Source organism: Gelidibacter sp., assembly GCF_053579655.1.
The window spans coordinates 1-23,017 of sequence record NZ_JBMDWE010000038.1; the positions used below are offsets into that span (position 1 = coordinate 1).

Annotated in this window: 25 protein-coding genes; 15 read left to right on the top strand and 10 right to left on the bottom strand. The window is 37.6% G+C overall.

Translation table 11 applies throughout. The features are described from left to right. Positions 1–413 (bottom strand): Lrp/AsnC family transcriptional regulator (locus tag ACOH2D_RS15520; protein ID WP_449535795.1); only part of this gene is annotated, 413 nt, incomplete at its 3' end. Between the two features lie 151 nt (positions 414–564). Next, positions 565–1,929: a saccharopine dehydrogenase family protein gene (locus tag ACOH2D_RS15525; protein WP_348039019.1), complete on the bottom strand. Its 1,365-nt coding sequence runs from the start codon at positions 1,927–1,929 to the stop codon at positions 565–567. A gap of 84 nt (positions 1,930–2,013) precedes the next feature. On the opposite strand from ACOH2D_RS15525, the gene ACOH2D_RS15530 reads away from it, so the two are divergent. Further along, entirely contained in the window at positions 2,014–2,409 is a 396-nt protein-coding gene (locus ACOH2D_RS15530; RefSeq protein ID WP_348039021.1) for a DUF423 domain-containing protein, read from the top strand. A gap of 60 nt (positions 2,410–2,469) precedes the next feature. Continuing rightward, entirely contained in the window at positions 2,470–4,086 is a 1,617-nt protein-coding gene (gene pckA / locus ACOH2D_RS15535; RefSeq protein ID WP_348039053.1) for a phosphoenolpyruvate carboxykinase (ATP), read from the top strand. Between the two features lie 69 nt (positions 4,087–4,155). Here the strand turns inward: pckA and ACOH2D_RS15540 are convergent, their stop codons facing one another. Beyond that, entirely contained in the window at positions 4,156–4,905 is a 750-nt protein-coding gene (locus ACOH2D_RS15540; protein WP_348039023.1) for a uroporphyrinogen-III synthase, read from the bottom strand. A gap of 15 nt (positions 4,906–4,920) precedes the next feature. Continuing rightward, positions 4,921–5,574, bottom strand: coding sequence for a DUF4271 domain-containing protein (locus tag ACOH2D_RS15545; RefSeq protein ID WP_449535796.1), 654 nt, complete (start codon positions 5,572–5,574; stop codon positions 4,921–4,923). An 87-nt stretch (positions 5,575–5,661) separates the two neighbouring features. On the opposite strand from ACOH2D_RS15545, the gene ACOH2D_RS15550 reads away from it, so the two are divergent. The 3 genes from ACOH2D_RS15550 (at position 5,662) to ACOH2D_RS15560 (ending at position 8,429) form a co-directional block, all read left to right on the top strand. Beyond that, on the top strand, positions 5,662–6,384 hold the full coding sequence (locus tag ACOH2D_RS15550) for a polyprenol monophosphomannose synthase (protein ID WP_449535797.1): 723 nt from the start codon (positions 5,662–5,664) through the stop codon (positions 6,382–6,384). Between the two features lie 270 nt (positions 6,385–6,654). Beyond that, positions 6,655–8,001 (top strand): dihydroorotase, encoded by a 1,347-nt coding sequence (locus tag ACOH2D_RS15555; protein WP_449535798.1) that lies wholly within the window; start codon positions 6,655–6,657, stop codon positions 7,999–8,001. Continuing rightward, positions 7,998–8,429 (top strand): DUF4296 domain-containing protein, encoded by a 432-nt coding sequence (locus ACOH2D_RS15560; RefSeq protein WP_449535799.1) that lies wholly within the window; start codon positions 7,998–8,000, stop codon positions 8,427–8,429. The genes ACOH2D_RS15555 and ACOH2D_RS15560 overlap by 4 nt, the downstream gene beginning before the upstream one ends. On the opposite strand, the gene ACOH2D_RS15565 is transcribed toward ACOH2D_RS15560, so the two are convergent. Further along, positions 8,426–9,451, bottom strand: a complete 1,026-nt coding sequence (locus ACOH2D_RS15565; protein WP_449535800.1) for an NAD-dependent epimerase/dehydratase family protein — start codon at positions 9,449–9,451, stop codon at positions 8,426–8,428. The two genes, ACOH2D_RS15560 and ACOH2D_RS15565, sit on opposite strands and share 4 nt — an antisense overlap. Before the next feature lie 92 nt (positions 9,452–9,543). On the opposite strand from ACOH2D_RS15565, the gene tyrS reads away from it, so the two are divergent. Next, positions 9,544–10,854 carry a tyrosine--tRNA ligase gene (gene tyrS, locus ACOH2D_RS15570; RefSeq protein WP_348039035.1) on the top strand — a complete coding sequence of 437 codons (1,311 nt, stop codon included), beginning with the start codon at positions 9,544–9,546 and terminating at the stop codon, positions 10,852–10,854. A 285-nt stretch (positions 10,855–11,139) separates the two neighbouring features. On the opposite strand, the gene ACOH2D_RS15575 is transcribed toward tyrS, so the two are convergent. From ACOH2D_RS15575 to ACOH2D_RS15585, 3 genes are all read right to left on the bottom strand, one after another. Next, positions 11,140–12,120, bottom strand: a complete 981-nt coding sequence (locus tag ACOH2D_RS15575; RefSeq protein WP_348039037.1) for a LuxE/PaaK family acyltransferase — start codon at positions 12,118–12,120, stop codon at positions 11,140–11,142. A gap of 75 nt (positions 12,121–12,195) precedes the next feature. Further along, entirely contained in the window at positions 12,196–12,966 is a 771-nt protein-coding gene (locus ACOH2D_RS15580; RefSeq protein WP_449535801.1) for a T9SS type A sorting domain-containing protein, read from the bottom strand. A gap of 104 nt (positions 12,967–13,070) precedes the next feature. Continuing rightward, a complete protein-coding gene (locus tag ACOH2D_RS15585; RefSeq protein ID WP_348039041.1) occupies positions 13,071–13,409 on the bottom strand; it encodes a T9SS type A sorting domain-containing protein in 339 nt (112 codons plus the stop codon). A 194-nt stretch (positions 13,410–13,603) separates the two neighbouring features. Between ACOH2D_RS15585 and ACOH2D_RS15590 the strand changes: the two genes are divergently transcribed. After that, on the top strand, positions 13,604–14,287 hold the full coding sequence (locus ACOH2D_RS15590) for a response regulator transcription factor (protein WP_449535802.1): 684 nt from the start codon (positions 13,604–13,606) through the stop codon (positions 14,285–14,287). Continuing rightward, on the top strand, positions 14,287–15,330 hold the full coding sequence (locus ACOH2D_RS15595; protein WP_449535803.1) for a sensor histidine kinase: 1,044 nt from the start codon (positions 14,287–14,289) through the stop codon (positions 15,328–15,330). Before ACOH2D_RS15590 ends, ACOH2D_RS15595 begins: the two co-directional genes overlap by 1 nt. Here ACOH2D_RS15595 and ACOH2D_RS15600 read toward each other — a convergent pair. Next, positions 15,304–16,359: a glycosyltransferase gene (locus ACOH2D_RS15600; RefSeq protein ID WP_449535804.1), complete on the bottom strand. Its 1,056-nt coding sequence runs from the start codon at positions 16,357–16,359 to the stop codon at positions 15,304–15,306. The two genes, ACOH2D_RS15595 and ACOH2D_RS15600, sit on opposite strands and share 27 nt — an antisense overlap. Before the next feature lie 275 nt (positions 16,360–16,634). Between ACOH2D_RS15600 and trmB the strand changes: the two genes are divergently transcribed. From trmB to ACOH2D_RS15635, 7 genes are all read left to right on the top strand, one after another. Further along, entirely contained in the window at positions 16,635–17,309 is a 675-nt protein-coding gene (gene trmB, locus ACOH2D_RS15605; RefSeq protein WP_348035114.1) for a tRNA (guanosine(46)-N7)-methyltransferase TrmB, read from the top strand. Positions 17,310–17,311: 2 nt separating this feature from the next. Next, positions 17,312–17,941 (top strand): LysE family transporter, encoded by a 630-nt coding sequence (locus ACOH2D_RS15610; protein WP_348035113.1) that lies wholly within the window; start codon positions 17,312–17,314, stop codon positions 17,939–17,941. Continuing rightward, positions 17,938–18,267, top strand: coding sequence for an MGMT family protein (locus ACOH2D_RS15615; protein WP_348035112.1), 330 nt, complete (start codon positions 17,938–17,940; stop codon positions 18,265–18,267). Before ACOH2D_RS15610 ends, ACOH2D_RS15615 begins: the two co-directional genes overlap by 4 nt. Positions 18,268–18,578: 311 nt before the next feature. After that, on the top strand, positions 18,579–19,715 hold the full coding sequence (locus tag ACOH2D_RS15620) for an Mrp/NBP35 family ATP-binding protein (RefSeq protein WP_348035111.1): 1,137 nt from the start codon (positions 18,579–18,581) through the stop codon (positions 19,713–19,715). A gap of 48 nt (positions 19,716–19,763) precedes the next feature. Further along, complete coding sequence (locus ACOH2D_RS15625) at positions 19,764–20,006, top strand: NifU family protein (RefSeq protein ID WP_348035110.1); 243 nt, start codon at positions 19,764–19,766, stop codon at positions 20,004–20,006. Between the two features lie 165 nt (positions 20,007–20,171). Continuing rightward, the gene (locus ACOH2D_RS15630; protein ID WP_348035117.1) at positions 20,172–21,233 is read left to right on the top strand and encodes an NAD(P)/FAD-dependent oxidoreductase; all 1,062 of its coding nucleotides are present in this window, start codon (positions 20,172–20,174) and stop codon (positions 21,231–21,233) included. Positions 21,234–21,288: 55 nt separating this feature from the next. After that, the gene (locus ACOH2D_RS15635; RefSeq protein WP_348035109.1) at positions 21,289–21,621 is read left to right on the top strand and encodes a 2Fe-2S iron-sulfur cluster-binding protein; all 333 of its coding nucleotides are present in this window, start codon (positions 21,289–21,291) and stop codon (positions 21,619–21,621) included. A 202-nt stretch (positions 21,622–21,823) separates the two neighbouring features. Here ACOH2D_RS15635 and ACOH2D_RS15640 read toward each other — a convergent pair whose 3' ends face one another. Continuing rightward, a complete protein-coding gene (locus ACOH2D_RS15640) occupies positions 21,824–23,002 on the bottom strand; it encodes an acyl-CoA dehydrogenase family protein (RefSeq protein WP_449535805.1) in 1,179 nt (392 codons plus the stop codon). Positions 23,003–23,017 lie beyond the last annotated feature (15 nt).

The window sequence follows — 23,017 nt, forward strand, 5'->3', positions numbered from 1 at the left end:
GACACGCCGGCGATCGATTGTATTTCCTTATTAAGTAAATGCATCAAATGCTCATTATCCTTACAAAGGATTTTTATCAGAATACTCCAATTTCCCGTAGTATAATGGCATTCCAATACTTCTGGGATTTTTTGGAGTTGCTTTACGGCTTCTGGATTGCTCATCGCTTTATCCAAATAGATTCCCACAAAAGCCATGGTCGTATAGCCCAGTACCTTCGGATTGATGACAAACTTGGATCCTGATATCAAACCAGATTTCTCCAACTTTCTCAAGCGTTGGTGTATCGCAGCGCCAGAAATGCCTACCTTTCTGGCGATTTCCAATATAGGTGTTCTGGCATCGGCCATCAAAGCACGCAGTATCTTTTTGTCGATACCGTCAATTTGAATATTTTGATTGACTATTTTCATGTTTACCTCCCGCGAAGGCGGGAATCTTTTTAAGTTCGGAGTTAGGAGCACGAAGCATGAAGTGCGAAGTATCCCTTTATGTTAAAATGATGTCATTAATTATCATAGCTAAATTCAACTCCAAGCTTCTTGCTTCGAACTTCCAGCTACTTTACACATTCAAAGGATTATACCCCAAATAAGGCATTTCTTTTTCAGTGAACTTGATGTCAAAGTCCTCTAATTCTTTTAAAATAGGATCGTAAACTTCTTTAGTGATCGGTATTTGAACCCCTGGAGTGGTTATTTTTTCATTTAAAATTGCAAGAGCAGCCATGGCTACAGGTAAACCCACTGTTTTTGCCATTGCCGTATAGGTTTGATCCTCGCCAATAGTGACCATGGTGGAATCAATCTGATGCTTTTTACCATTCAGTTCGTAGCCAAACTTGTGATACATGACCAGCATGTCTTTGTCATCATCTGCAAGCGTCCAGCTGTCCATCAATATTTTTTGAAGAATTTCGGCAGGGGTTGCTTTTTTAAGTCCTACCATCTTGGTACTGTTGAAAATGTCCAATTCTTCAAACTTCTCCCAAACAATATCGTCCTGATCAATTTTCAGCGATAATCTAAATTTAAGTTCTACAGAATCGGTATGGCTGTAAGGTAAAAAAGCATTAACAAAATCGCGATAGCTCATGTTCTCACTGTCATCGATGGTATAGCTGTCATCGGTCATTCCTAGTTGTACAAATACGTTCCATGCTCTACTAAAACCAACCCGGCGCATGGTGCCTCTATACAAGGTTTTAATTTTGTCCAGTCCATAAACGCTTTGATATTTTAGAGAATCTCTATTGGCATAAGCCTCAAAGCGTCCGTAACCTTCTATTTCTAAAAATTCAGTTCTTCTAAATAAACGATGGTAAGGGATGTATTTATAATCGTCTTCCTGTAAGAATTTAGCAGCACTACCTTGGCCAGCAATCACGACATTTCGTGGGTTCCAGGTAAATTTATAGTTCCATAGGTTGTTGTCGCTTTCTGGAGCTACCAATCCGCCAGCAAACGATTCAAACAATACCATTTTACCGCCTTTTGCTGTAATTTTGTCAATAACTTTCATGGCGCTCATATGATCAATTCCTGGATCAACGCCAATTTCATTCATAAAAATTAGACCTTTATTCTTTACAACAGTGTTGAGGTCTTCCATCTCTTTACTCACGTAGGAAGCGGTTACTAAATGTCTGCCAAAGGCCACGCAATCCTTGGCGACTTCAATATGGTATCTTGCAGGAAGCATGGAGATGACAATGTCGGCATTTTCAATAGCATTCTTTCGCGATGTTTTATTGAAAATATCTAAAGTAATCGCTTGTCCATTCTCATGGTTGTTAATTAGTTTTTGTGCATTTTTTATATCAATATCCCCAACAATAACATGTAAATCCTCTTCGGATGATTTATCCAATAAGTACTTAATTAGGTAAGACGATGATTTTCCTGAACCTATGACTAAAATTTTTCGCATAATGAGAATTGTTGAGTAATTTTGCTTTTTGTAAACACGAATTTACTAAATACTCTCGGTTATTGAAACCAAAAATATAAATATATGAATCGAACAATTTTGATTACAGCAGCGGTTTTAGGGATTGTTGCAATTGCACTAGGTGCTTTTGGAGCACATGGATTAAAACAATTGATCTCTGTAGAAGCACAACAAACTTTTGAAACAGGTGTGCGCTATCAAATGTATCATGCGTTGATGTTATTGTTTGTTGGAGGAACGACGTTTTTAGGCCAAAAAGCAAAGAAAACCATCTATGTGCTGGTGTTGATAGGTATGGTTTTCTTTTCGGGTTCTATTTATGGTCTGGCGACCATGGAGTTCACAGGAATTAACTTTAAAAGTATAGGTTTTATAACGCCAATAGGTGGATTACTACTCATTGTCGCTTGGACTTTAATGATGATAAACTTTTTAAAGGTCTCGCGGGATAATTCTTGAAAAAGGAGACCTAAGTAAAAATAATGTTTAATTTTGCAGAACAAACAACACACTAATATTATGGCCAATAACGCCCAAATTACGAAATCGATTTCGTTAGACCAGTACGGTATAAAAAATGCCGTAGTACACTATCAATTATCTCCAGAAAAACTGCATGAAATCACTATTGCCAATAGGCAAGGGGTAGAATCATCTTCTGGTGCCCTAGCAGTTAATACTGGGGAGTTTACAGGACGCTCACCAAAGGACCGATTTATTGTCAAGGATGAGGTTACTAAAGATCGCGTATGGTGGGGAGATGTTAACATTCCATTTGATCCCAATGATTTTCAGAAACTATACGATAAAGTAGTCGATTACCTTTCCGGTAAAGAAGTTTTTGTAAGAGATAGTTATGCTTGTGCTGATGAAAAATACAAGTTAAACATTCGCGTCATTACCGAATATCCATGGAGCAATCAGTTTGCCGACAACATGTTTTTACGTCCGACAGAAAAAGAATTGGAAAACTTCTCTCCGGAATGGACCATTGTTAATGCCCCTGGTTTTATGGCCGATCCTGCTGTGGATGCCACACGCCAACATAACTTTGCTATTTTAGATTTTACTCGAAAAATCGCATTGATAGGAGGGACTGGATATACTGGGGAAATTAAGAAAGGAATATTTTCTGCTTTGAACTTTATTCTACCCGTTTTTAAAGACACCTTGCCAATGCACTGTAGTGCCAATATTGGTAAAGACAATGATACCGCAATTTTCTTCGGATTGTCTGGAACTGGAAAAACAACTTTGTCCGCAGATCCTAACCGACGATTGATTGGAGATGATGAACATGGTTGGACTAAGGAAAACACCGTATTCAATTTTGAAGGCGGTTGTTATGCTAAAGTGATCAATCTTTGTGAAGAAAATGAACCTGATATTTTCAAAGCCATTAAGAAAGGCGCCATTTTGGAAAATGTCATTTTAGATGCCAATGGCGTTGTTGATTTTGATGATGTCTCCATTACACCAAATACACGTGTAAGTTATCCAATTGATCATATTGATAATATTGCAGTGCCTTCTATTGGTAAGAATCCAAAAAACATTTTCTTTTTAACGGCTGATGCCTTTGGTGTTTTACCTCCAATTTCAAAATTGACCCCGAGTCAAGCAGCTTACCATTTTATTTCTGGTTACACCGCAAAAGTGGCAGGAACTGAAGCTGGCGTTGTTGAGCCTGTCCCGAATTTCTCAGCCTGTTTTGGCGCTCCTTTTATGCCTTTACATCCCGCAAAATATGCTGAAATGTTAAGTCAGAAAATAACTGAAACTGGGGTTAAAGTATGGTTGGTTAATACAGGTTGGACAGGCGGCCCTTATGGCATCGGTACCCGAGTGAAATTGAAATATACCAGAGCCATGATCAATGCAGTATTGAATGGCGATTTAGGAGACTATACTTACGAAGATTACCACATCCATTCTGTTTTTGGTACTGCGCAACCAAGATCTTGTCCTGGAGTGCCAACTGAAGTATTAAGTCCAAGAACGACTTGGAATAATGATGAAGCCTACTATACAACAGCCTTTAAATTGAGTAATGCCTTCAGAGAAAACTTCAAGAAATATGAGGAGTTTGCAAATGAGGAAATCAGAAGAGGCGGTCCGCAACGTTATGCGTTTTAGACCAAGTAATAGATAAAGAAAAAGGCGATTCAAAATTTTGAATCGCCTTTTTTTATGTTGGTGGAAATTTTATTTTCCCTTATTTACTTTTTCAATATATTTTTCCAATGCCATGGTCATTGATGGTGTTTCAGGAGTTGGCGCTAAAATATCAACTCTCAAACCATGATCTTCCACAGCTTTTGCAGTCGTGGAACCAAAAACGGCAATACGTGTTTTGTTTTGCTTAAACTCCGGGAAATTATGGAATAAGGATTCGATTCCTGATGGACTGAAGAATACTAAAATGTCATAATACACATCAGCAAGATCAGATAAATCACTAATAACCGTTTTGTAAAAGATAGCTTCTTTCCACTTGATGTTTAAGCTGTTAAGAAGTTCTGGAACGTCGTCGTTTAGTTTATCGGTCGTGGGCAACAAGAAATTTTCATCTTTGTATTTCTTGATCATCGGCGACAAATCTTCGAAGTTACGCTTGCCTACATAGATTTTACGTTTTCTATATACCACATATTTTTGCAGGTAGAAAGCTACCGCTTCACTCTGACAAAAATATTTTAAAGTATCTGGCACTTTAAAGCGCATTTCATCTGCGACTCTAAAAAAATGATCTACAGAGTTTCTGCTGGTCAGAATAATAGCAGAATAATTAGCTAAATCCACTTTTTGCTGTCTCACATCTTTGGCTGCAAGGCCTTCAACATGGATGAATGGGCGGAAGTCAATCTTTACTTTTTGTTTTTCTTGGAGATCAAAGTAAGGCGAATTTTCGATTTTAGGCTCCGGTTGAGACACTAAAATTGTTTTCACTTTCATAGGCTTTGGATGGTTTTAAGCTTTATATTCTACAATTATTTTATACAAAATCAGATAAGGCCCAATTTCAAGTGCGCAAAGATACAAAATAAAATAGAATATGTTGTTGATCACTACCTTTTGATGATTTTTGAACGAAGTCATGAATCCGATAAGGTTAATCAGGACCATTATCGAAATTGCTACTAAAAGAATTGCCTTTGAAGGGTTTATTGTATACAACAACAGCGCATTAATGAGTAAAAGTACAAGGCCGCTGAAATTTTTATAACTTGTTTTTTGAAAGAGGTAAGAATCAATTAAAGGATCAATTTCAAATAAACTCCCCACCAGTCGTTCGGTTAAAATCTTAATGATGGCTAAGCTCGTTATGCCGAGGAGAACTTTCAAAAAAACATCCAATTCGAAAGATTGAGATGGCTCAAGTGTGAGATAGGAGAAATAAGTAAAAATGGAAATAGAAATGACCAAGTTGAAAAACAGAAGAGCGTCAAAAAAGTCAATAAACTTTTGATCTTTCGTGTACAATTTTAAATACTTGGAATTGCCGATAACACCTATGAAATCAAGAAAGCGATTGGTGAATAGTACCTTGGCCGTAGTGATGAAAACCAATCCCAAAACCATAAAAATGGTAAACCATTCATAAGATATAATCTCTCTTATCATGCCGCTAAATTATAAAGAAAATTTTATCTGTCCATTTCAATAAAATTAATCTTTTAAAAAAACTTACTTTTGCTAAAATTTTTATCGATGAAAGACGCCATTGTCATCATTCCAACTTATAATGAAATTGAAAATATTGGAGCCATTATCTTTGCGGTCTTTGCGCAAGATGAAGCTATCGATATCCTTGTAGTTGATGATAATTCGCCCGATTTAACAGCTGAAACAGTAAAGTCTTTACAGAAGGAGTTTCCAAATCGATTGTATTTACTCCAACGAGAGACCAAAACAGGATTGGGTACGGCATACATTGAGGGTTTTAAATGGTGTTTGGAAAAAGAATATGAGTATATTTTTGAAATGGACGCCGATTTCTCACACAATCCTGATGATTTAGTAAAACTTTATCACGCTTGTGCTAAAGAAGGTGCTGACGTTGCCATCGGCTCCCGATATATAACGGGTGTTAATGTGGTCAATTGGCCAATGAATAGGATATTATTATCTTATTTTGCCTCAAAATATGTGCGGCTTGTGACACGCATGAAGATTCAGGATACCACAGCCGGATTTGTTTGTTATAGAAGGAAAGTATTAGAAACCATTAATTTGGATGCCATCAAATTTGTGGGCTATGCGTTTCAAATAGAAATGAAATTTAAAGCCCATTTAAAGGGTTTCAAAATTGTTGAAGTTCCTGTGATTTTTACAGATCGAGCAAAAGGAAAGTCGAAAATGAGTAGCGGTATCATTTCTGAAGCTATTTTTGGAGTCATGTATATGAAATTAAAAAGCCTATTTGGCAAATAATATGAAATGAGCATACTAAGGATTTAACACCCAGGGGGATGGTTAATTGCGAATAGCATGTGTCCATTAAAAAACAATAGAAACAATCACATGAAACGAGCATGTTAAAAAAATCGTCACCCAAGGAAATAATTAATTGCGAACAGCAGGTGTCCGTTAAAAAACAATAGAAATAATCACATGAAACGAGCTTGCTAAAGATTTTAACACCCAAGGGAATAAATAATTGCGAACAGCAGGTGTCCGTTAAAAAACAATAGAAATAATCACATGAAAGCAAAAACGGTACTTATTAAAAATGCCAAAATCGTTAATGAAGGACAAATTTTTGAAGGAGATATTTTAATAGAGGGCGAATTCATTAAAGAAATTTCCGATTCGATCAGTGCAAAATCGTCAGATGTTTTGGTCATTGATATTGAAGGGAATTATGTTTTCCCCGGAGTTATCGATGATCAAGTGCATTTTAGGGAGCCAGGTTTGACGCATAAAGCAACCATTGAGTCCGAATCTAAGGCTGCGGTAGCTGGTGGGATTACTTCATTTATTGAAATGCCCAATACGGTTCCTCAAACGACGACCATTGAGAAGTTGGAAGAAAAATTTGAAATTGCAGCAAAAAGCTCTTACGCCAATTATTCCTTCATGTTTGGTGGTACGAACACCAATTTGGAAGAGATATTAAAGGTGGATTCCAAAAACGTAGCGGGTTTGAAATTGTTTTTAGGATCTTCAACGGGCGATATGTTGGTGGACAATACCGAGGTTTTAGAAAAGATTTTCAAAAGTACCGATTTGTTGATTTCAGTTCATTGTGAAGATGAAGCCACCATCAAAAAGAATCTTGAAGAGCACATCCAAAAATTTGGAAACGATATTCCAATGGCCTATCATCCTATCATCAGAAGTGCTGAAGCTTGTTATATATCCTCATCTAAAGCGATAGAATTAGCTAAAAAAACCGGGGCTCGATTACATGTTTTTCATGTATCTACGGCAAAGGAAACAAAACTGTTCAGCAACAAAGTTCCGTTGAAGGATAAAAAAATTACGGCCGAAGTGTGTATCCATCATCTGTGGTTTAGTGATGAAGATTATGAGAAAAAGGGAACCTTGATCAAATGGAATCCATCAGTAAAATCAGCAAAGGATCGCGATGAACTTTGGAAAGCGCTTTTGGATGACCGTATTGATGTGATTGCTACGGATCATGCACCACATACCTTAGAAGAAAAACAAAATGTTTATACCGATGCACCATCTGGCGGACCGCTTGTGCAGCACGCTCTTGTTGCTATGATTGAAGCCTATCATAAGGGTAAAATAAGCTTGGAGAAAATTGTCGAAAAAATGTGTCATAATCCGGCCATATTATTTCAGATTGAGAAGCGCGGTTATATCCGTCCAGGTTATTTTGCTGATTTGGTCATTGTAGATATCAATAGTCCATGGACTGTAAATAGGGATAATATTCTATACAAATGTGGATGGTCTCCTTTTGAGAACGTTTTATTCAAATCGCGCATAACGCATACTTTTGTGAATGGTTCCCTAGTATATAAGAATTTCAGGTTTTTGAACGTTAAAGCTGGGAAACGATTAACTTTTAACCGATGAGACACTTTTTCTACATCCTTATTCTGATTTCTTTGGTAGGCTGTAATAGCGGTGATCGACCTAAAAAACCAAAAGACTTGATTGCCAAGGATAAAATGTCAGACATTATGTATGATTTATATATCCTTAATGCAGCAAAAGGAGTTAACAGAAAATTGTTGGAACTCAACGGGATTATGCCTTCAGACTATGTCTATGATAAATATGGTATTGACAGTTTGCAATTTGCGCAAAGCAATACCTATTATGCCTATGATACGGAGGTCTATACTAATATTATAGAGAAAATGAAAGCACATCTTGAAAAAGATAAGGAGCTTTACGAAAAGCTAACCGAAGAAGATGAAAAGGTAGAAGATTCCTTGAAAAAAATTAAAAGGGAGTTGAAGGAACCTGTCGAGCTCATTAAAAAGGAGGCTTTTAACTAAGTTGTTTTCTTATGATCTTCCAGAAATAATTGGCAGGTTTCTTTGATTGAAATTTGCATAGGTTTGAATTTAAAACCCAAAGCGTTTTCCAATTTTGAAGCATCATATTTTGTAATGCTTCTAGCGCTTTTAGTGACATGTTTGGAGAGTCGTCTGCGTTTGCCAGTCAGGAAATGATTTAACCAATCCAATCGCCAGCCTATTGCTAAAATAAATGGTGTCGCTTCTTTTGTGGCTGGTTTTACATTTAATGCGGAGGTGGTTCGCTCCTGAAATTCCTTAAAGGATAAATTTTCTGAAACAACAATAAAACGGTCGTTTTTTATGGGGCTTTGTACCAATAAAATCATGGTGTCAACAACGTCATTGACATCTACATAACCCGTAACGCCATGCGTGTAATACGGCATGCCTTTGAAGATTTTCTTGATCAAACTGCTACTGCCGCCACTGTTCCAAAAACCTGCGCCAATGATAATTCCCGGATTTAAAATAACAGCGTCAACCCCTTCCTGGGTGCCTCGCCACACTTCAATTTCAGCACCATATTTGGTAATGGCATATACGCTGTTGTCATCTTCTTTATTCCAATAAGTCTCTTCCGTAATGGGTTGCTCCGGATTTTGATGATGGCCAATGGCTGCAATTGAGCTGATATAACACAGTTTTTTTACCTGATGTGCGACGCATAAATTGACCACATTTGCAGTGCCTTCAATATTGATTTTGCGTAATTGGTGGTATTTGTCAGGTTCGAAACTCACAAAGGCCGCGCAATGGTACACATAGTCCACATTTTTAAAAGCCTCTACCAATGAGGGAACGTCAGTAATGTCAGCATTTACCCACTCGATTTTTTCGTAAAGCGATTCTGAGTCGTCAGTGTAGTACGAAAAGACTTTCTTAACCAACTCTAACTTGTGTTCTCTTCTGTAAATTGCTCTGACCTTATCGTTGGTTTGCAATAACTTATAGAGTAAATGTGAACCCACTAAACCTGTACCTCCTGTGACTAATATCATAGGCCTAAAATAAAGAATTATTAGATATTAAGACCTAATTCTCCATTGATGTTTATCTTTGCACAAAATTTATAAAATTAATTTCAAAACTCATGAAAAACGCATTTGTAGAAGATTTACGTTGGAGAGGGATGGTCCACGATATCATGCCCGGAACTGAAGAGCAACTTAGTAAAGAAATGACTACGGCGTATATAGGCTTTGATCCTACCTCAGATTCGTTGCATATTGGGAGTTTAGTGCCTATTATTTTATTGGTGCATCTTGAGAAAGTCGGACACAAACCGATGGCTTTGGTTGGTGGCGCCACAGGAATGATTGGTGACCCTTCAGGTAAAAGTGATGAGCGCAATTTGCTCAATGAAGAGTCTTTAGCGAAGAATGTCGCCGGAATAAAATCCGTGTTATCTCGGTTTTTGGATTTTGATTCTAAAGCTAAAAACGCACCAGTTTTAGTGAATAACTATGATTGGATGAAGGATTTTACGTTCATCGATTTCGCGAGAGATGTTGGTAAGCGTATCACGGTCAATTATATGATGTCAAAGGATTCCGTTAAAAAACGTTTTTCTGGAGAAGAAGGCAACGTTGGTATGTCATTTACTGAATTTACCTACCAATTGATTCAAGGCTATGATTTTTACCATTTGCACAAACATCATAATGTTCTTTTGCAAATGGGCGGAAGTGATCAATGGGGAAATATTACCACAGGAACGGAGTTGGTAAGACGTATGAATGTTGGTGAAGAAGCAAAAGCCTTCGCGATGACCTGTCCGTTGATTACTAAAGCAGACGGTTCTAAATTCGGGAAAAGTGAAGGTGGAAATATTTGGTTGGACGCCGATAAAACATCCGTATATAAATTCTACCAATTTTGGTTGAATACGAGTGATGAAGATGCGAGCAGATACATCAAAATATTTACATTTTTGAGTAGAGAAATTATCGAGCAGTTGATCATTGCACATCAAGAAGCGCCACACTTAAGAATATTACAAAAACGATTGGCACAAGAAGTGACTACGTTTGTGCATTCTCAAGAAGATTTTGAAAATGCCGAAAGAGCTTCAAATATTTTATTTAGCGACAGCTTTAAGCACGATATCAGAACCTTGGATGAAACCACGTTTTTGGATGTTTTTGAAGGTGTGCCTTTAGAAGAAATCTCTAAAGCAGAATTTGATGAAGGTGTTGATATGATTGCAGCACTTGCAGCAAAAACCAATTTCTTAAGTTCTAATGGCGAAGCACGTCGCGCGTTAAAAGAGAATTCAATTTCAGTGAACAAAGAAAAAGTTGCCGAAGATTATGTGTTATCTGCTTCTGATTTAATCAATGATAAATATATCATTCTTAATAAAGGAAAGAAAAACACTTACATTATTAAAGTAAATTCTTAGTTTGAATTTCTTTCATTCTTTGGATGAATTTACAAAGCTAAAATTTATTTAAAAATCCCGCTACCCAGCGGGATTTTTTGGGTCTATGGCATATCTAATAATGAAAAACGCCTGAGGAAGTAAACTTCACTCAGGCGCTAAAAAACCAACCAATCAACTTAAAAACTCAATTTTCAATTATAGAATACTTTTTTTTCGGTTTCCCAAAATGTCAGTTTTTTATAACATAAGGATAGTCGTATTTAATTCAGATTGATTACAGTGATTTTGGACTTTAACAAAGATTTATAATACCATTAAATTGCAGCCTCTAATGTCAGAATTGTCAAAGCGACCAATGATCTCAAAACGGTTGTCTGGCAGTACCTTTCCAAGGTCTTGAGTAGCGATAAAAGCACAGGAATTGAAGTTTGCCAAATCGATCACATTGATGCCGCCTGTTTTATTATTAGGAAGGATAGTCAAGGCGTCTTCCGTATCTCTGGTAAGTATTTGCATCCATTTAGGACATTCAAAGATGCCAAGGCCTTTGGAATAGGCTTGACTTAATAATTCGGTCATGCCATATTCGCTATGAATGGTTTTTACACCAAAACCTTGTTTTAGGAGGTCATGAAGTTCGTCTCTTACCAATTCCTTGCGTTTGCCTTTCATGCCGCCAGTTTCCATAATGATGGTGTTTTTAAGTTGAAACTGATACGATTCAACCAAATCCAAAAGCGCAAAGGATACGCCAATAAGCAATACTTTTTTGCCCTCAGCATCCAATTTAATCAAGATATCTTTTAACTCTGAAAGATTGTGGAGGTAAAACCCGCTTTCAGGCTGATGGGATTGTTTAATCAAATCGTCGACCATATAGATCAATGAAGAGCCTTCGCGTTCCAGATAGGAAGGCAATAGTGCTAAAACAACATGATCTTCAACAGTGCCGTAGAAGTGGGTAAAAGCACGCCTAAAACTCTCTTCGTAAACTTTGATATCGGTTACCAGATGTTTGCTGGTCAAATCGCCCGTAGTTCCTGAACTTGTGAAAACCTGCTCCACCGGATGTTTGTTGCTGACAATCTCATGAGATTTAAAAAACTGAATGGGAAGAAACGGGATTTCCTGAATGCATTTCACGTCACTTGGATGAATGTATAGCAAATCGCAAAATGAACGATACACACGATTGTTCTCAAACTGAAATTTGAAAACCTCTAAGCTTGCTGCTTCAAACTCAGTTGGAGTTTGAATATTGAAAATAGTATCCATCGTAATCATAGCGCAAAAATATATAAAATATAAAAAGCGTTACCCAAATAAGATAACGCTTTTCCTTTATTTTCAAAAGAGGATTTATTCAATAATTAATTTCTTAGTTATCGTCGCTTCTTCTTGAATGATTTTCAGGATATAAATGCCATTTTTTAAAGTAGATACGTCTAAAACATCCTTTTTTAAGGTTGTCTGTTTGCTCACCGATAGTCCTAAAATATCAAAAATTTCAACTCCAATAGTGCTCGAATTTACAGAGGATATTTTCACATAACCAGTCGTTGTTGGGTTTGGAAATAGTTTGATGGTTTGTTCTCTTTGAACTGGTGCTGTTATGGATAAGCTTTCAGTAAAACCTTCCCATTCCAGATCATCAAGAGTGATTTGTTGATTTCCTGTGGCTCCATAAAGTCTGAGAATGAGCGTGATTTCTCCAGGCAGGTTGATGTCATTCACAACAAATGGAATGACTGTTGTGTCTTCGCCCTCTTCAAAATTAGGTTCATGCGAAGCAATAATTTGGCCATTGATGACCAATTCGAGTTTGCGTTTCGTATTTCCTCTAAAAGCTTTTCTGGTATTGACAGAAAAGTTGCTAATACCACCTGAAAATGTTGCTGAAAGACGGCTAGGTTCTAAGCCTCTTCTGAGAATGATTCCCTTTTCATTAATGGGAAAAGAGCCCGCATCTCTAGCATGTACAAAGCTCCAAGTAATAGTATTATTTCCTACAAAATAACCATCGCCATAAGTTCCTGTTGCCGTATTGTTTATGAAATTTTCCTTTCCTAGGGAAAAGGAGTTTACCTTCAAAAAAGAAATCAAACTAAATAGAAGATATATTTTTCCCATAATTTGTGAATTTCGTTTTCACACAAATATAGGCATATTGAAAGAGTTTATGTAATTGTAAATGAATAAGTTGAAAGCTTTCGGGTTGTGTTGTAAGATCCGAATTATCTCACCACCAATTTTCTGGTAGATGAACTATTACCTTCCTTAATCTTCAAGATATAGATGCCAGGAGTCAATTTGGAAATGTTCAATTCTTTTCCAAACAGAGACGTGGAAAGCACATTTTTACCTAAAACATCATAAATCTGAATGTCTTTGGTTAGGTTTTGTAAGGTTGTAATGTAAATTTTACCATTGCTCACAGGATTTGGATATATTGATAAATCATTGATTCCATCCTGAGGTGATGCCGAAGTTTTCGAAGGATCTGTTTGCGCATAACTCGTTGCGCCAAAACCAAGGCCAATTATTAAAAAAAGAATGTAAAAGTAGTTTTTCATCAAATGAAATCTTTTATTAAATATAGTGAATTATTGCAAATGTCGTTCCAAAAATTGGTTAAACAATTATATTTTCCGACAAAAGGTTAAATGATTGTTTTCTGCACGTTATGTTAATGTTATCAATCCCTTGCTATTACCAATTGGATGCTAATAGTATTATCTTTACCCTATAAAATTTTTGAACGATACCCATGAAGCATAAGAATATAAAAATTCTGTTAGTTGATGATGAACCGGACATATTAGAGATTATTGGGTATAATCTTTCTGCAGAAGGCTATCAAGTCATTACCGCCGAAAATGGTTTGAAAGCCATAAAGAAAGCCAAGAAAGAACGCCCACATTTAATTATATTGGATGTCATGATGCCTGAAATGGATGGCATTGAGGCCTGTGAGCAAATTCGAAAAATTCCTGAGCTTAGCAATACGATTATTACGTTCTTAACTGCACGTGGAGAGGATTATTCACAAATGGCAGGTTTTGATGCTGGAGCTGATGACTATATTACAAAACCGATAAAGCCAAAGGTGTTGACCAGTAAGGTTAAAGCGTTGCTGAGACGTTTAAAAGAGGATGAGTCTTCAGAAGGCATTTTTGAGATTGGCGAATTGGTCATTAATAGAGAAGAATACAAGATTTCGCACCATGGTGTCGAAATTGTTTTGCCAAAAAAAGAGTTTGAATTATTAGCTTTGTTAGCAACCAAGCCTAATAAAGTATTTAAACGCGAAGAAATTTTAGATAAAGTATGGGGCAATGAAGTTGTTGTCGGAGGACGTACGATTGATGTTCATATCCGGAAATTACGTGAAAAAATCGGCGACGATTGCTTCAAAACTGTCAAAGGAGTAGGCTATAAATTTGTTGACTAATGAAGGAAAGAACGAAAAAGTCCTATAAGTTTGCCCGAAAAACTACCTTATGCATTACATCGCTTTTAACGGTATGCTTTGCTATTTTTTTAGTTCTTACCAATACTTTTAATTTTTGGGCGCTACTAGGTTTTTTTCTGATTACCTACGCCATTTCATTTTTTATTATCCAATATCGTGTAGAACGATTTATCTATAGTCGTGTCAAAAAAATCTATGACGATTTGACACTTTTGGAATCTGCATCTTTACGAAAACATCCCATAACTACGGATATGGCTACGCTGACTCAGGAAATTGACAAATTTGCTAGGGATAAGAAACTCGAAATTGAAACGCTGAAGGTCCGGGAGGAGTATCGCAAGGAATTTTTGGGCAATATTTCGCACGAATTGAAAACACCATTATTCACCGTGCAAGGCTATGTCTTAACCTTGCTGGATGGTGCTATGGACGATGAGAAAATCAGGAGTAAATATCTTGAACGCGCCAACAAAGGTGTGGAGCGTTTAATTTATATTGTCCAAGACCTTGATATGATTACCAAGCTCGAAGTGGGCGATTTAAGTCTTAACATTGAGCCTTTTGATATTGTAGAATTGGTGGAAGGCGTCTTTGATTTGCTCGAAATGAAATCGGCAAAGAAAAAAATCACACTGACCTTCGACATGAATTATCCCAACCCGATTATGGTTTCGGCCGATAAGGAACGCATCCGTCAGGTGTTGACTAATCTGGTGGTCAATTCTATTAAGTACGGAAGAATTAAAGGTACCACCGAAATCAGTATCGAAAATCTGATAAAAAACAAGGTTATTGTGCGGGTTACAGATAATGGTGAGGGGATTGCAAAAGCTAATATTCCACGACTTTTTGAACGTTTTTATAGAATTGATAAAAGCGGTTCGCGAAAAGAAGGTGGCTCTGGATTGGGATTGTCGATTGTAAAGCACATTATTGAAGCGCACGATGAAAAAATTTATGTAGAAAGTGAATTGAGCGTCGGCAGTGAGTTTTCATTCACGCTCGAAAAGCTTAAATAATTGCTTGAAATCAGTTTCGTAGGCTATCGTTTCCAAGCCTTTAAATTTCGAAATATTGGTTAGTTTTTCTAATCTGAAAGCATCTTGATCACAACTCGGTGCTAAATTGTTTTCCGCCATTTCTTGGGCTAAATATTCCTGCTCGAATTGTCCCGGCGTCGGAATGAAAAACGCTTTTTTGCCTAATTTCGCCAAATCCATGATGGTGGTATATCCCGACCGCGCCACGATCAGTTCACTTGAATTTATGGATTTTTCCAACAGTTCACTGGTCATAAAATTATAGATGGTCATATTTCCAGAGGTATGGACGGTTTGCTCTTCTTCTATAATGCCTTTTACAAACAAAACTTTGCCATTATAATTTTTAAACTGAGTCAATAATTTATCTTCCAATATACTTCGTTTTGGCTCTGGTCCAGATAACAGGACCATGATGTCGTACTGGAAGTCACTTTTGGATTTTTGAAACCTACTTAAAGGGCCAATGTATTTTATGTTTAGTCCGTTATCCTCAATATGACCCATTTCCCCACTTAAATTAGGTTGCTCTAGAGTGTCAGGTATCCAACATTCGTTAAATCGCTGGATGGTTTTCCGATGAAGTTTTGTGCTTAGCCAAGTGGTGTTACCGCTCAAAACTTTCAGTTGGTGGGTGATATAAGCCGAAGGCAAATCCTTATGATAAACCCCGAATCTGTTATCTGAAATGATGCCATCAATCTGATGCGTTTTTACAATAAGTTTAACTGCCTTTTGCTCAGCCCGAATGGTTTTCAAAATCTTTGGAGTATCCTTTAAAAGTTTCAATTTTAGATGATTTCTTTTTTTGGCATAGCTGATATTATAAGAAGGCAATTCAACGGCTTCCAAGTCAGGGAACTCCTTGGTCAAAAGCGAAAGTGCCGCGCCGTCACTTGCCATTATAGGCGTGAAGTTGTGTTGTGCTAAAGCGTTAATGATCGGGATGCAGCGTGTTGCATGGCCCAATCCCCAATTTAAAGGCGCTATTAATATCTTTTTCTTCATTTTTATTTTGGGCGCGACCACAAGGGTCGGGTTTTCCGCTATATCTTTTTTTGCTAAAAAGGTATTGGAGTTTGATGACATATAGCAAGGCAAAAAAAGGATGCCGCTTCAACCCCTCGCGCAAATTCGGCAAACAATTAAAAGTTCTCGAAACATTCAAAGATAACGATATAATCACTTCCATATATTTCCTTAATTTTGCAAATTATTAAAAACAAGCTTATTCAGGCAACAAACAAGAAACCTGAAAGAGCAGAAACCAGAAATAATAAAACGTGGGAAGCAAAAACAAACTCAAGAGATTTAGAGAAAATGAAAACTTTTCAAACGTGTATCAACCCACGCGTGATGAATTGGTAAATGGCGAATTTGAAATAAAAGGACAATGGAACGCGAAGGTTTTTAAAAACGACCATCCTTTGGTTTTGGAATTGGGCTGTGGAAAGGGAGAATATACTGTTGAGTTGGCTAAAAGATATCCCAACAAAAACTTTATTGGGATTGACATTAAAGGCGCCCGATTTTGGAGAGGTGCAAAAACGGCCATTGAGGACGGAATTCCTAACGCCGCTTTTTTAAGAACCCAAATAGAATTGATCGAACATGCCTTTGGCAAAAATGAAGTGGATGAAATTTGGATCACTTTCCCAGATCCGCAGATAAAATATAAGCGAACTAAACACCGTATGACCAACGCTGACTTCTTGGACCGTTACAAAACTATCCTCAAGCCAGATGGTATTGTGCATTTAAAAACGGATAGTGAATTTATGCATGGCTATACCTTAGGCTTGTTGCATGGTGCAGGTCACGAGGTGCTTTATGCTAATCATGATGTGTACAGACAAGAAGGAAGTCCAGCAGAAGTGACAGAAATTCAGACCTATTATGAAGGTCAATATCTAGAAAAGAACAAAGCAATTACCTATATTAGATTTAAAATTAAATAGACTTGAACATTACTGTCATATTTCTTCTTGGAATGGTCATTGCGCTTGTTGGTGTCATTCCTCCCGGATTGCTGAATATGACGGCTGCCAAAATCAGCCTTAAGGAAGGACATGTTCGAGGGATAATGTTCTCGATTGGTGTTTGTGTTATAGTTTTTCTACAAACCTATATTGCTGCCATGTTTGCACGATATTTAATCAACCATAAAGATGTGGTTGAGGTTTTGCAACGCGTGGCGTTTGTCATCTTTGTGCTGATTACTGTTTATTATCTCGTGATCGCCAAAGCAACTTCCAAAACTGAAGTCGAGCCACAATCTCGAAGTAAGCACAGTCGTTTTTTTCATGGCATTTTTTTGTCGGCAATTAACGTGTTTCCAATTCCTTATCAGGCCTATATGACGGTCACTTTGGCATCTTTTGGTTGGTTGGACTTTAGTAAAACCATGATCATATCTTATGTATCTGGTGCGGTTACTGGTACGTTTGTGATGTTGTATGTATATATATTCTTTTTTGACAAGATCAAGAATAAGAAGTTGACCTCTCAAAAAAACATGAACTATATTATTGGTGGCATCACGGGGATCATTGCCACAGTTACATTGTTCAATATTATAAAGGAGCTATGAAGCCAGAAACGCTCAATTTTTTTGAAAAGGTATATGCCGTGGCCAAACAAATTCCTTATGGTCGTGTGACCAGTTTTGGGGCTATCGCCAATTACCTTGGCGCTTCCAAAAGTGCAAGAATGGTGGGCTACGCATTAAATGGCAGTGTAGGTAAAGATGTTCCAGCACATCGCGTCGTCAATAGAAAAGGTCTACTTACTGGTAAATTCCATTTTGAAGGCACCAACTTAATGCAACAATTATTGGAAAGCGAGGGGATTGAAGTGAAGGACAATCAAATCCAGAATTTTGCTGAGGTGTTTTGGGAGCCAATAAAAGAGCTTTAGGGTACAAGCACCAAAATTCAAGGACCAAATCCCAAATAGAAGCATTTTCATTCCTTTATTGAAATTTAAGAAGGTGGAGTTTTATCCTATTATTTCCTAATTTTGTAAAAATTTACAATTAACATCATAAACCGACTGCATAAGAGCGCTCCATCTTACGTGGTTAAAAACTTCGAGCTCCCAGCTTCCATCTTCCAGCTATATTAATTATATTTGCACTTTAGAATGATTCTTAATTAAAGTAAGAAATAAATAATGGAAATCTAAAAGCCTAACCATTATTATTCTTTGACTTTTAGTATCTCAAAGCAATGAAATTAAATAAACAAGACATCCTTAAAGCCCTCGAAAGCATTTCTGCCCCAGGTGAAGGACAAAATATGGTAGAAAGTGGCGCTGTTAAAAACGTGGTCACTTTTGCTGATGAAGTTATCGTAGATATCACTATAAATAATCCAGCGCTTCAAGCCAAAAAGAAAACCGAAGTAGAAATCATGAAAGCTATTCATGACAAAGTATATGAGAAGGCAAAAGTAACGGTCAATGTGAAAGTGGATGCACCACCAAAATCGGCGGCCAATACGATCAAAGGAAAAGCCATTCCGGGAATAAAAAATATTATAGCTGTGGCTTCGGGTAAGGGCGGTGTAGGAAAATCAACAGTGACTTCAAACTTAGCAGTTACTTTGGCTAAAATGGGGTTTAAAGTTGGGCTTCTTGATGCTGATATTTATGGGCCTTCTGCGCCTATTATGTTTGATGTAGAACGTGAGCGTCCTTTATCTGTTAATATTGATGGCAAATCTAAAATGAAACCCGTTGAGAACTACGGCGTTAAAATATTATCCATTGGCTTTTTTACCCAACCAGATCAAGCCGTAGTTTGGCGTGGGCCAATGGCATCAAAAGCCTTAAACCAAATGATTTTTGACGCCCATTGGGGAGAGTTGGATTTTATGTTGATTGATTTACCTCCGGGAACAGGCGATATCCATTTAAGTATTATGCAAGCATTGCCTATCACAGGTGCTGTTATTGTGAGTACACCGCAAAATGTGGCCTTAGCGGATGCCAAAAAAGGAGTGGCGATGTTTCAGCAAGAAAGCATCAATGTTCCTGTGCTAGGAATTATTGAGAATATGGCCTACTTCACCCCGGCGGAATTGCCGAATAATAAATACTATATTTTCGGAAAAGAAGGTGCTAAAAACTTAGCTCACGATTTGAATGTTCCGTTTTTAGGTGAAATTCCTTTGGTACAAAGTATTCGTGAGGCAGGAGATTTGGGGCGTCCGGCAGCGATGCAAACAGGAACTCCAATAGAGCTGGCTTTTGAGGAATTGACACGCAGCGTGGTGCAGGAAGTGGTCAAAAGAAATGATGATCTGCCACCAACTGAAGCAATCAAAATTACAACGATGGCTGGATGTTCAGCGGTTAAAAAATAAAATAACGATACTTTTTAATGGTATTGTAAACACCTTAATATTAGATACATGACTAGTGAAGAACTTAGATTAAATGTTGAAAAGGCACTAGATGAAATCCGTCCGTTCCTACAAAGTGATGGCGGTGACATTGTGTTATTGTCAATAGAAGATGATAAATTGGTCAAAGTGCAGTTGGAAGGTGCTTGTGTAGGCTGTTCTGTCAATCAAATGACCTTAAAGTCTGGTGTTGAAATGACCATAAAAAAGTATGCACCTCAAATTGAAGAGGTCATTAATGTTGTGGCTTAATTGCTGCTTATGCCATCTCGAAAATTCGGGATTCCGTTATATCCGAATGACTTTTTAATAGTTACAACATGATGAAAGTCATAAAATAAAACTTTCTTTATTCGGATTTTTGCACTTTAAAATGAAGTTGAATTAAATGAAGTACCCACTTTTGTGGCCATTTATATGATTAAAACCGATATACTTATCATTGGCGCAGGACCAACAGGACTTTTTGCTGTGTTCGAAGCCGGATTACTCAAAATGAAATGCCATCTCATTGACGCTTTGCCACAACCAGGCGGTCAATGTTCTGAGCTTTATCCGAAAAAACCTATCTATGACATTCCCGGTTTTCCTGAAATATTAGCAGGAGATTTGACCAATAACCTCTTGGAACAGTGCAAGCAATTTGAGCCTGGATTTACCTTGGGGGAGCGCGCAGATACGATTGAAAAACAAGAGGACGGCAGTTTTATTGTGACCACCAATAAAGGAACTAAACATCAGGCCCCTGTAGTTGCTATTGCCGGTGGTTTAGGCAGTTTTGAGCCGCGTAAACCTTTGATTCCAAATATTGCTTCGTTCGAAGATAATGGTGTCGAATATTTTATTAAAGATCCGGAAATGTACAGAAATAAGCGTGTGGTTATTTCTGGTGGTGGCGACTCTGCTTTAGATTGGAGTATTTTCCTGGCAGATATCGCTTCTGAAGTTACCTTAATTCATAGACGTAATGAATTTAGAGGAGCTTTGGATTCCGTTGACAAAGTACAGGAACTAAAGGATAAAGGAAAGATTAACCTCGTCACTCCTGCAGAAGTCATCAATATTGTTGGGGATTATAAAGTGGAGGCCGTAGTGGTTACGCAATCGCTTAATATTGAAAAAGAATTTGAGATAGAATGTGATCATTTTATTCCATTATTCGGATTGTCGCCTAAACTTGGACCTCTTGGCAATTGGGGACTCGAAATTGAGAAAAATGCCATCGTGGTCAATAATGCTTTGGATTACCAAACCAATATTCCAGGTGTTTTTGCCATAGGCGATATCAATACCTATCCAGGGAAATTAAAACTGATTTTATGTGGTTTCCATGAAGCAACCTTGATGTGCCAAGCGGCGTATCAAATTCTTAATCCTGGAAAGCGTTATGTGTTGAAATATACTACGGTTGCTGGTGTTGATGGATTTGATGGCACCCGTAAGGAAGCGCCAAAACAAGTTATTAAAGCGATAGATTAGTTCTACTCAACCTGTCAGGTTTTTAAAACCTGACAGGTTTGATTCAAATATAACGATGGAACAAGATATAAAAATCAAAATAACCGATAGAGAAGGCGTTACTCATGAGGTTTTGGCGCCCACTGATATGGCCATGAACCTGATGGAGGTCGTCAGAAGTTATGAACTAGCTCCTGAAGGAACCGTCGGTATTTGTGGTGGGATGGCGATGTGTGCGTCTTGTCAATGCTATGTGTTAAACGATACAGAACTTCCTGAAATGCAGGACGATGAAGAAGCGATGCTCTCCGAAGCGTTTTATGTAAAAGATAATTCAAGATTAAGTTGCCAAATACCAATTACTTTAGAACTGGAAGGTTTGGAGGTGGAATTGGCTCCGGAGTCTTAATATTTACAGACCTCACAGGTTTTTAAAACCTGTGAGGTCTTAAGGTAATTGGTTAATCCGTTTTCCCTGTTAAAATAAAATAAAATAGAAAAAGCGAGCTTTTGTAGCTCGCTTTTTCTATTTTATCCTTAAAAGGATTAATGAAAATACTTTTGTCTATCACACTTCTGTCGGAGTGAAATAATAAAATGAGCCTTAGGCTCTATTTAAAAGCGTTTAAACCGGTAATGTCTAATCCAGTGATCAATAAGTGGATGTCGTGTGTGCCTTCATAAGTGATGACACTTTCAAGGTTCATAGAGTGACGCATAATGCTATATTCGCCAGTAATTCCCATACCTCCTAGAATTTGACGTGCTTCGCGAGCAATAGTAATAGCCATATTCACATTATTGCGTTTGGCCATCGATATTTGCGCTGAGGTTGCTGTGCCGTTTTCTCTCATGACACCTAATCTCCAGGCTAATAATTGTGCTTTGGTGATTTCAGTAATCATTTCGGCCAATTTCTTTTGCTGTAATTGAAACTGTCCAATAGGTTTTCCAAACTGCATGCGTTCTTTACTATATCTTAAAGCTGTATCGTAACAGTCCATGGCAGCACCAATGGCGCCCCAAGCAATTCCATAACGAGCAGAATCCAAGCAACCCAATGGCGCGGCCAATCCAGATTTGTTAGGTAATAAATTTTCTTTAGGAACTTTAACGTTGTCAAAAATAAGCTCTCCTGTTGAAGACGCTCTTAATGACCATTTATTATGAGTTTCAGGAGTCGTAAAGCCTTCCATACCACGTTCGACGATTAGGCCATAGATACGTCCTTCTTCATTTTTAGCCCAAACTACGGCGATATCACAAAAAGGGGCGTTAGAAATCCACATTTTGGCACCATTCAAAAGATAATGGTCGCCCATATCCTTAAAATTAGTTACCATGCCGGCAGGGTCACTTCCGTAATCCGGCTCGGTCAGTCCAAAACTTCCCATCCATTCACCACTGGCAAGTTTTGGTAGGTATTTTTGACGTTGATCTTCGTTACCGTATTGCCAAATAGGATACATCACTAATGACGATTGTACAGAAGCCGTACTTCTTACACCAGAGTCGCCACGTTCAATTTCTTGCATGATTAATCCGTAAGAAATTTGGTCTAGACCAGCACCGCCGTATTCCGCCGGAATGTATGGTCCAAAGGCTCCAATTTCGGCTAGTCCGTTAATGATCTGTTTAGGGAATTCAGCTTTTTGAGCGTAATCTTCTATGATAGGTGATACTTCACGTTTTACCCATTCTCTAGCAGCATCGCGTACTAAACGGTGTTCGTCATTCAGTAATTCATCAATGTTGTAGTAATCTGGGGCTTGAAACAAATCTGGCTTCATGTGTTGCTATTTTAT

Bases quoted from the DNA above. Each gene is read 5' to 3' on its own strand.
- ACOH2D_RS15525 (WP_348039019.1), bottom strand. From the start codon at position 1,929: ATGCGAAAAATTTTAGTCATAGGTTCAGGAAAATCATCGTCTTACCTA.
- ACOH2D_RS15530 (WP_348039021.1), top strand. From the start codon at position 2,014: ATGAATCGAACAATTTTGATTACAGCAGCGGTTTTAGGGATTGTTGCA.
- pckA (WP_348039053.1), top strand. From the start codon at position 2,470: ATGGCCAATAACGCCCAAATTACGAAATCGATTTCGTTAGACCAGTAC.
- ACOH2D_RS15540 (WP_348039023.1), bottom strand. From the start codon at position 4,905: ATGAAAGTGAAAACAATTTTAGTGTCTCAACCGGAGCCTAAAATCGAA.
- ACOH2D_RS15545 (WP_449535796.1), bottom strand. From the start codon at position 5,574: ATGATAAGAGAGATTATATCTTATGAATGGTTTACCATTTTTATGGTT.
- ACOH2D_RS15550 (WP_449535797.1), top strand. From the start codon at position 5,662: ATGAAAGACGCCATTGTCATCATTCCAACTTATAATGAAATTGAAAAT.
- ACOH2D_RS15555 (WP_449535798.1), top strand. From the start codon at position 6,655: ATGAAAGCAAAAACGGTACTTATTAAAAATGCCAAAATCGTTAATGAA.
- ACOH2D_RS15560 (WP_449535799.1), top strand. From the start codon at position 7,998: ATGAGACACTTTTTCTACATCCTTATTCTGATTTCTTTGGTAGGCTGT.
- ACOH2D_RS15565 (WP_449535800.1), bottom strand. From the start codon at position 9,451: ATGATATTAGTCACAGGAGGTACAGGTTTAGTGGGTTCACATTTACTC.
- tyrS (WP_348039035.1), top strand. From the start codon at position 9,544: ATGAAAAACGCATTTGTAGAAGATTTACGTTGGAGAGGGATGGTCCAC.
- ACOH2D_RS15575 (WP_348039037.1), bottom strand. From the start codon at position 12,120: ATGATTACGATGGATACTATTTTCAATATTCAAACTCCAACTGAGTTT.
- ACOH2D_RS15580 (WP_449535801.1), bottom strand. From the start codon at position 12,966: ATGGGAAAAATATATCTTCTATTTAGTTTGATTTCTTTTTTGAAGGTA.
- ACOH2D_RS15585 (WP_348039041.1), bottom strand. From the start codon at position 13,409: ATGAAAAACTACTTTTACATTCTTTTTTTAATAATTGGCCTTGGTTTT.
- ACOH2D_RS15590 (WP_449535802.1), top strand. From the start codon at position 13,604: ATGAAGCATAAGAATATAAAAATTCTGTTAGTTGATGATGAACCGGAC.
- ACOH2D_RS15595 (WP_449535803.1), top strand. From the start codon at position 14,287: ATGAAGGAAAGAACGAAAAAGTCCTATAAGTTTGCCCGAAAAACTACC.
- ACOH2D_RS15600 (WP_449535804.1), bottom strand. From the start codon at position 16,359: ATGAAGAAAAAGATATTAATAGCGCCTTTAAATTGGGGATTGGGCCAT.
- ACOH2D_RS15615 (WP_348035112.1), top strand. From the start codon at position 17,938: ATGAAGCCAGAAACGCTCAATTTTTTTGAAAAGGTATATGCCGTGGCC.
- ACOH2D_RS15620 (WP_348035111.1), top strand. From the start codon at position 18,579: ATGAAATTAAATAAACAAGACATCCTTAAAGCCCTCGAAAGCATTTCT.
- ACOH2D_RS15625 (WP_348035110.1), top strand. From the start codon at position 19,764: ATGACTAGTGAAGAACTTAGATTAAATGTTGAAAAGGCACTAGATGAA.
- ACOH2D_RS15630 (WP_348035117.1), top strand. From the start codon at position 20,172: ATGATTAAAACCGATATACTTATCATTGGCGCAGGACCAACAGGACTT.
- ACOH2D_RS15635 (WP_348035109.1), top strand. From the start codon at position 21,289: ATGGAACAAGATATAAAAATCAAAATAACCGATAGAGAAGGCGTTACT.
- ACOH2D_RS15640 (WP_449535805.1), bottom strand. From the start codon at position 23,002: ATGAAGCCAGATTTGTTTCAAGCCCCAGATTACTACAACATTGATGAA.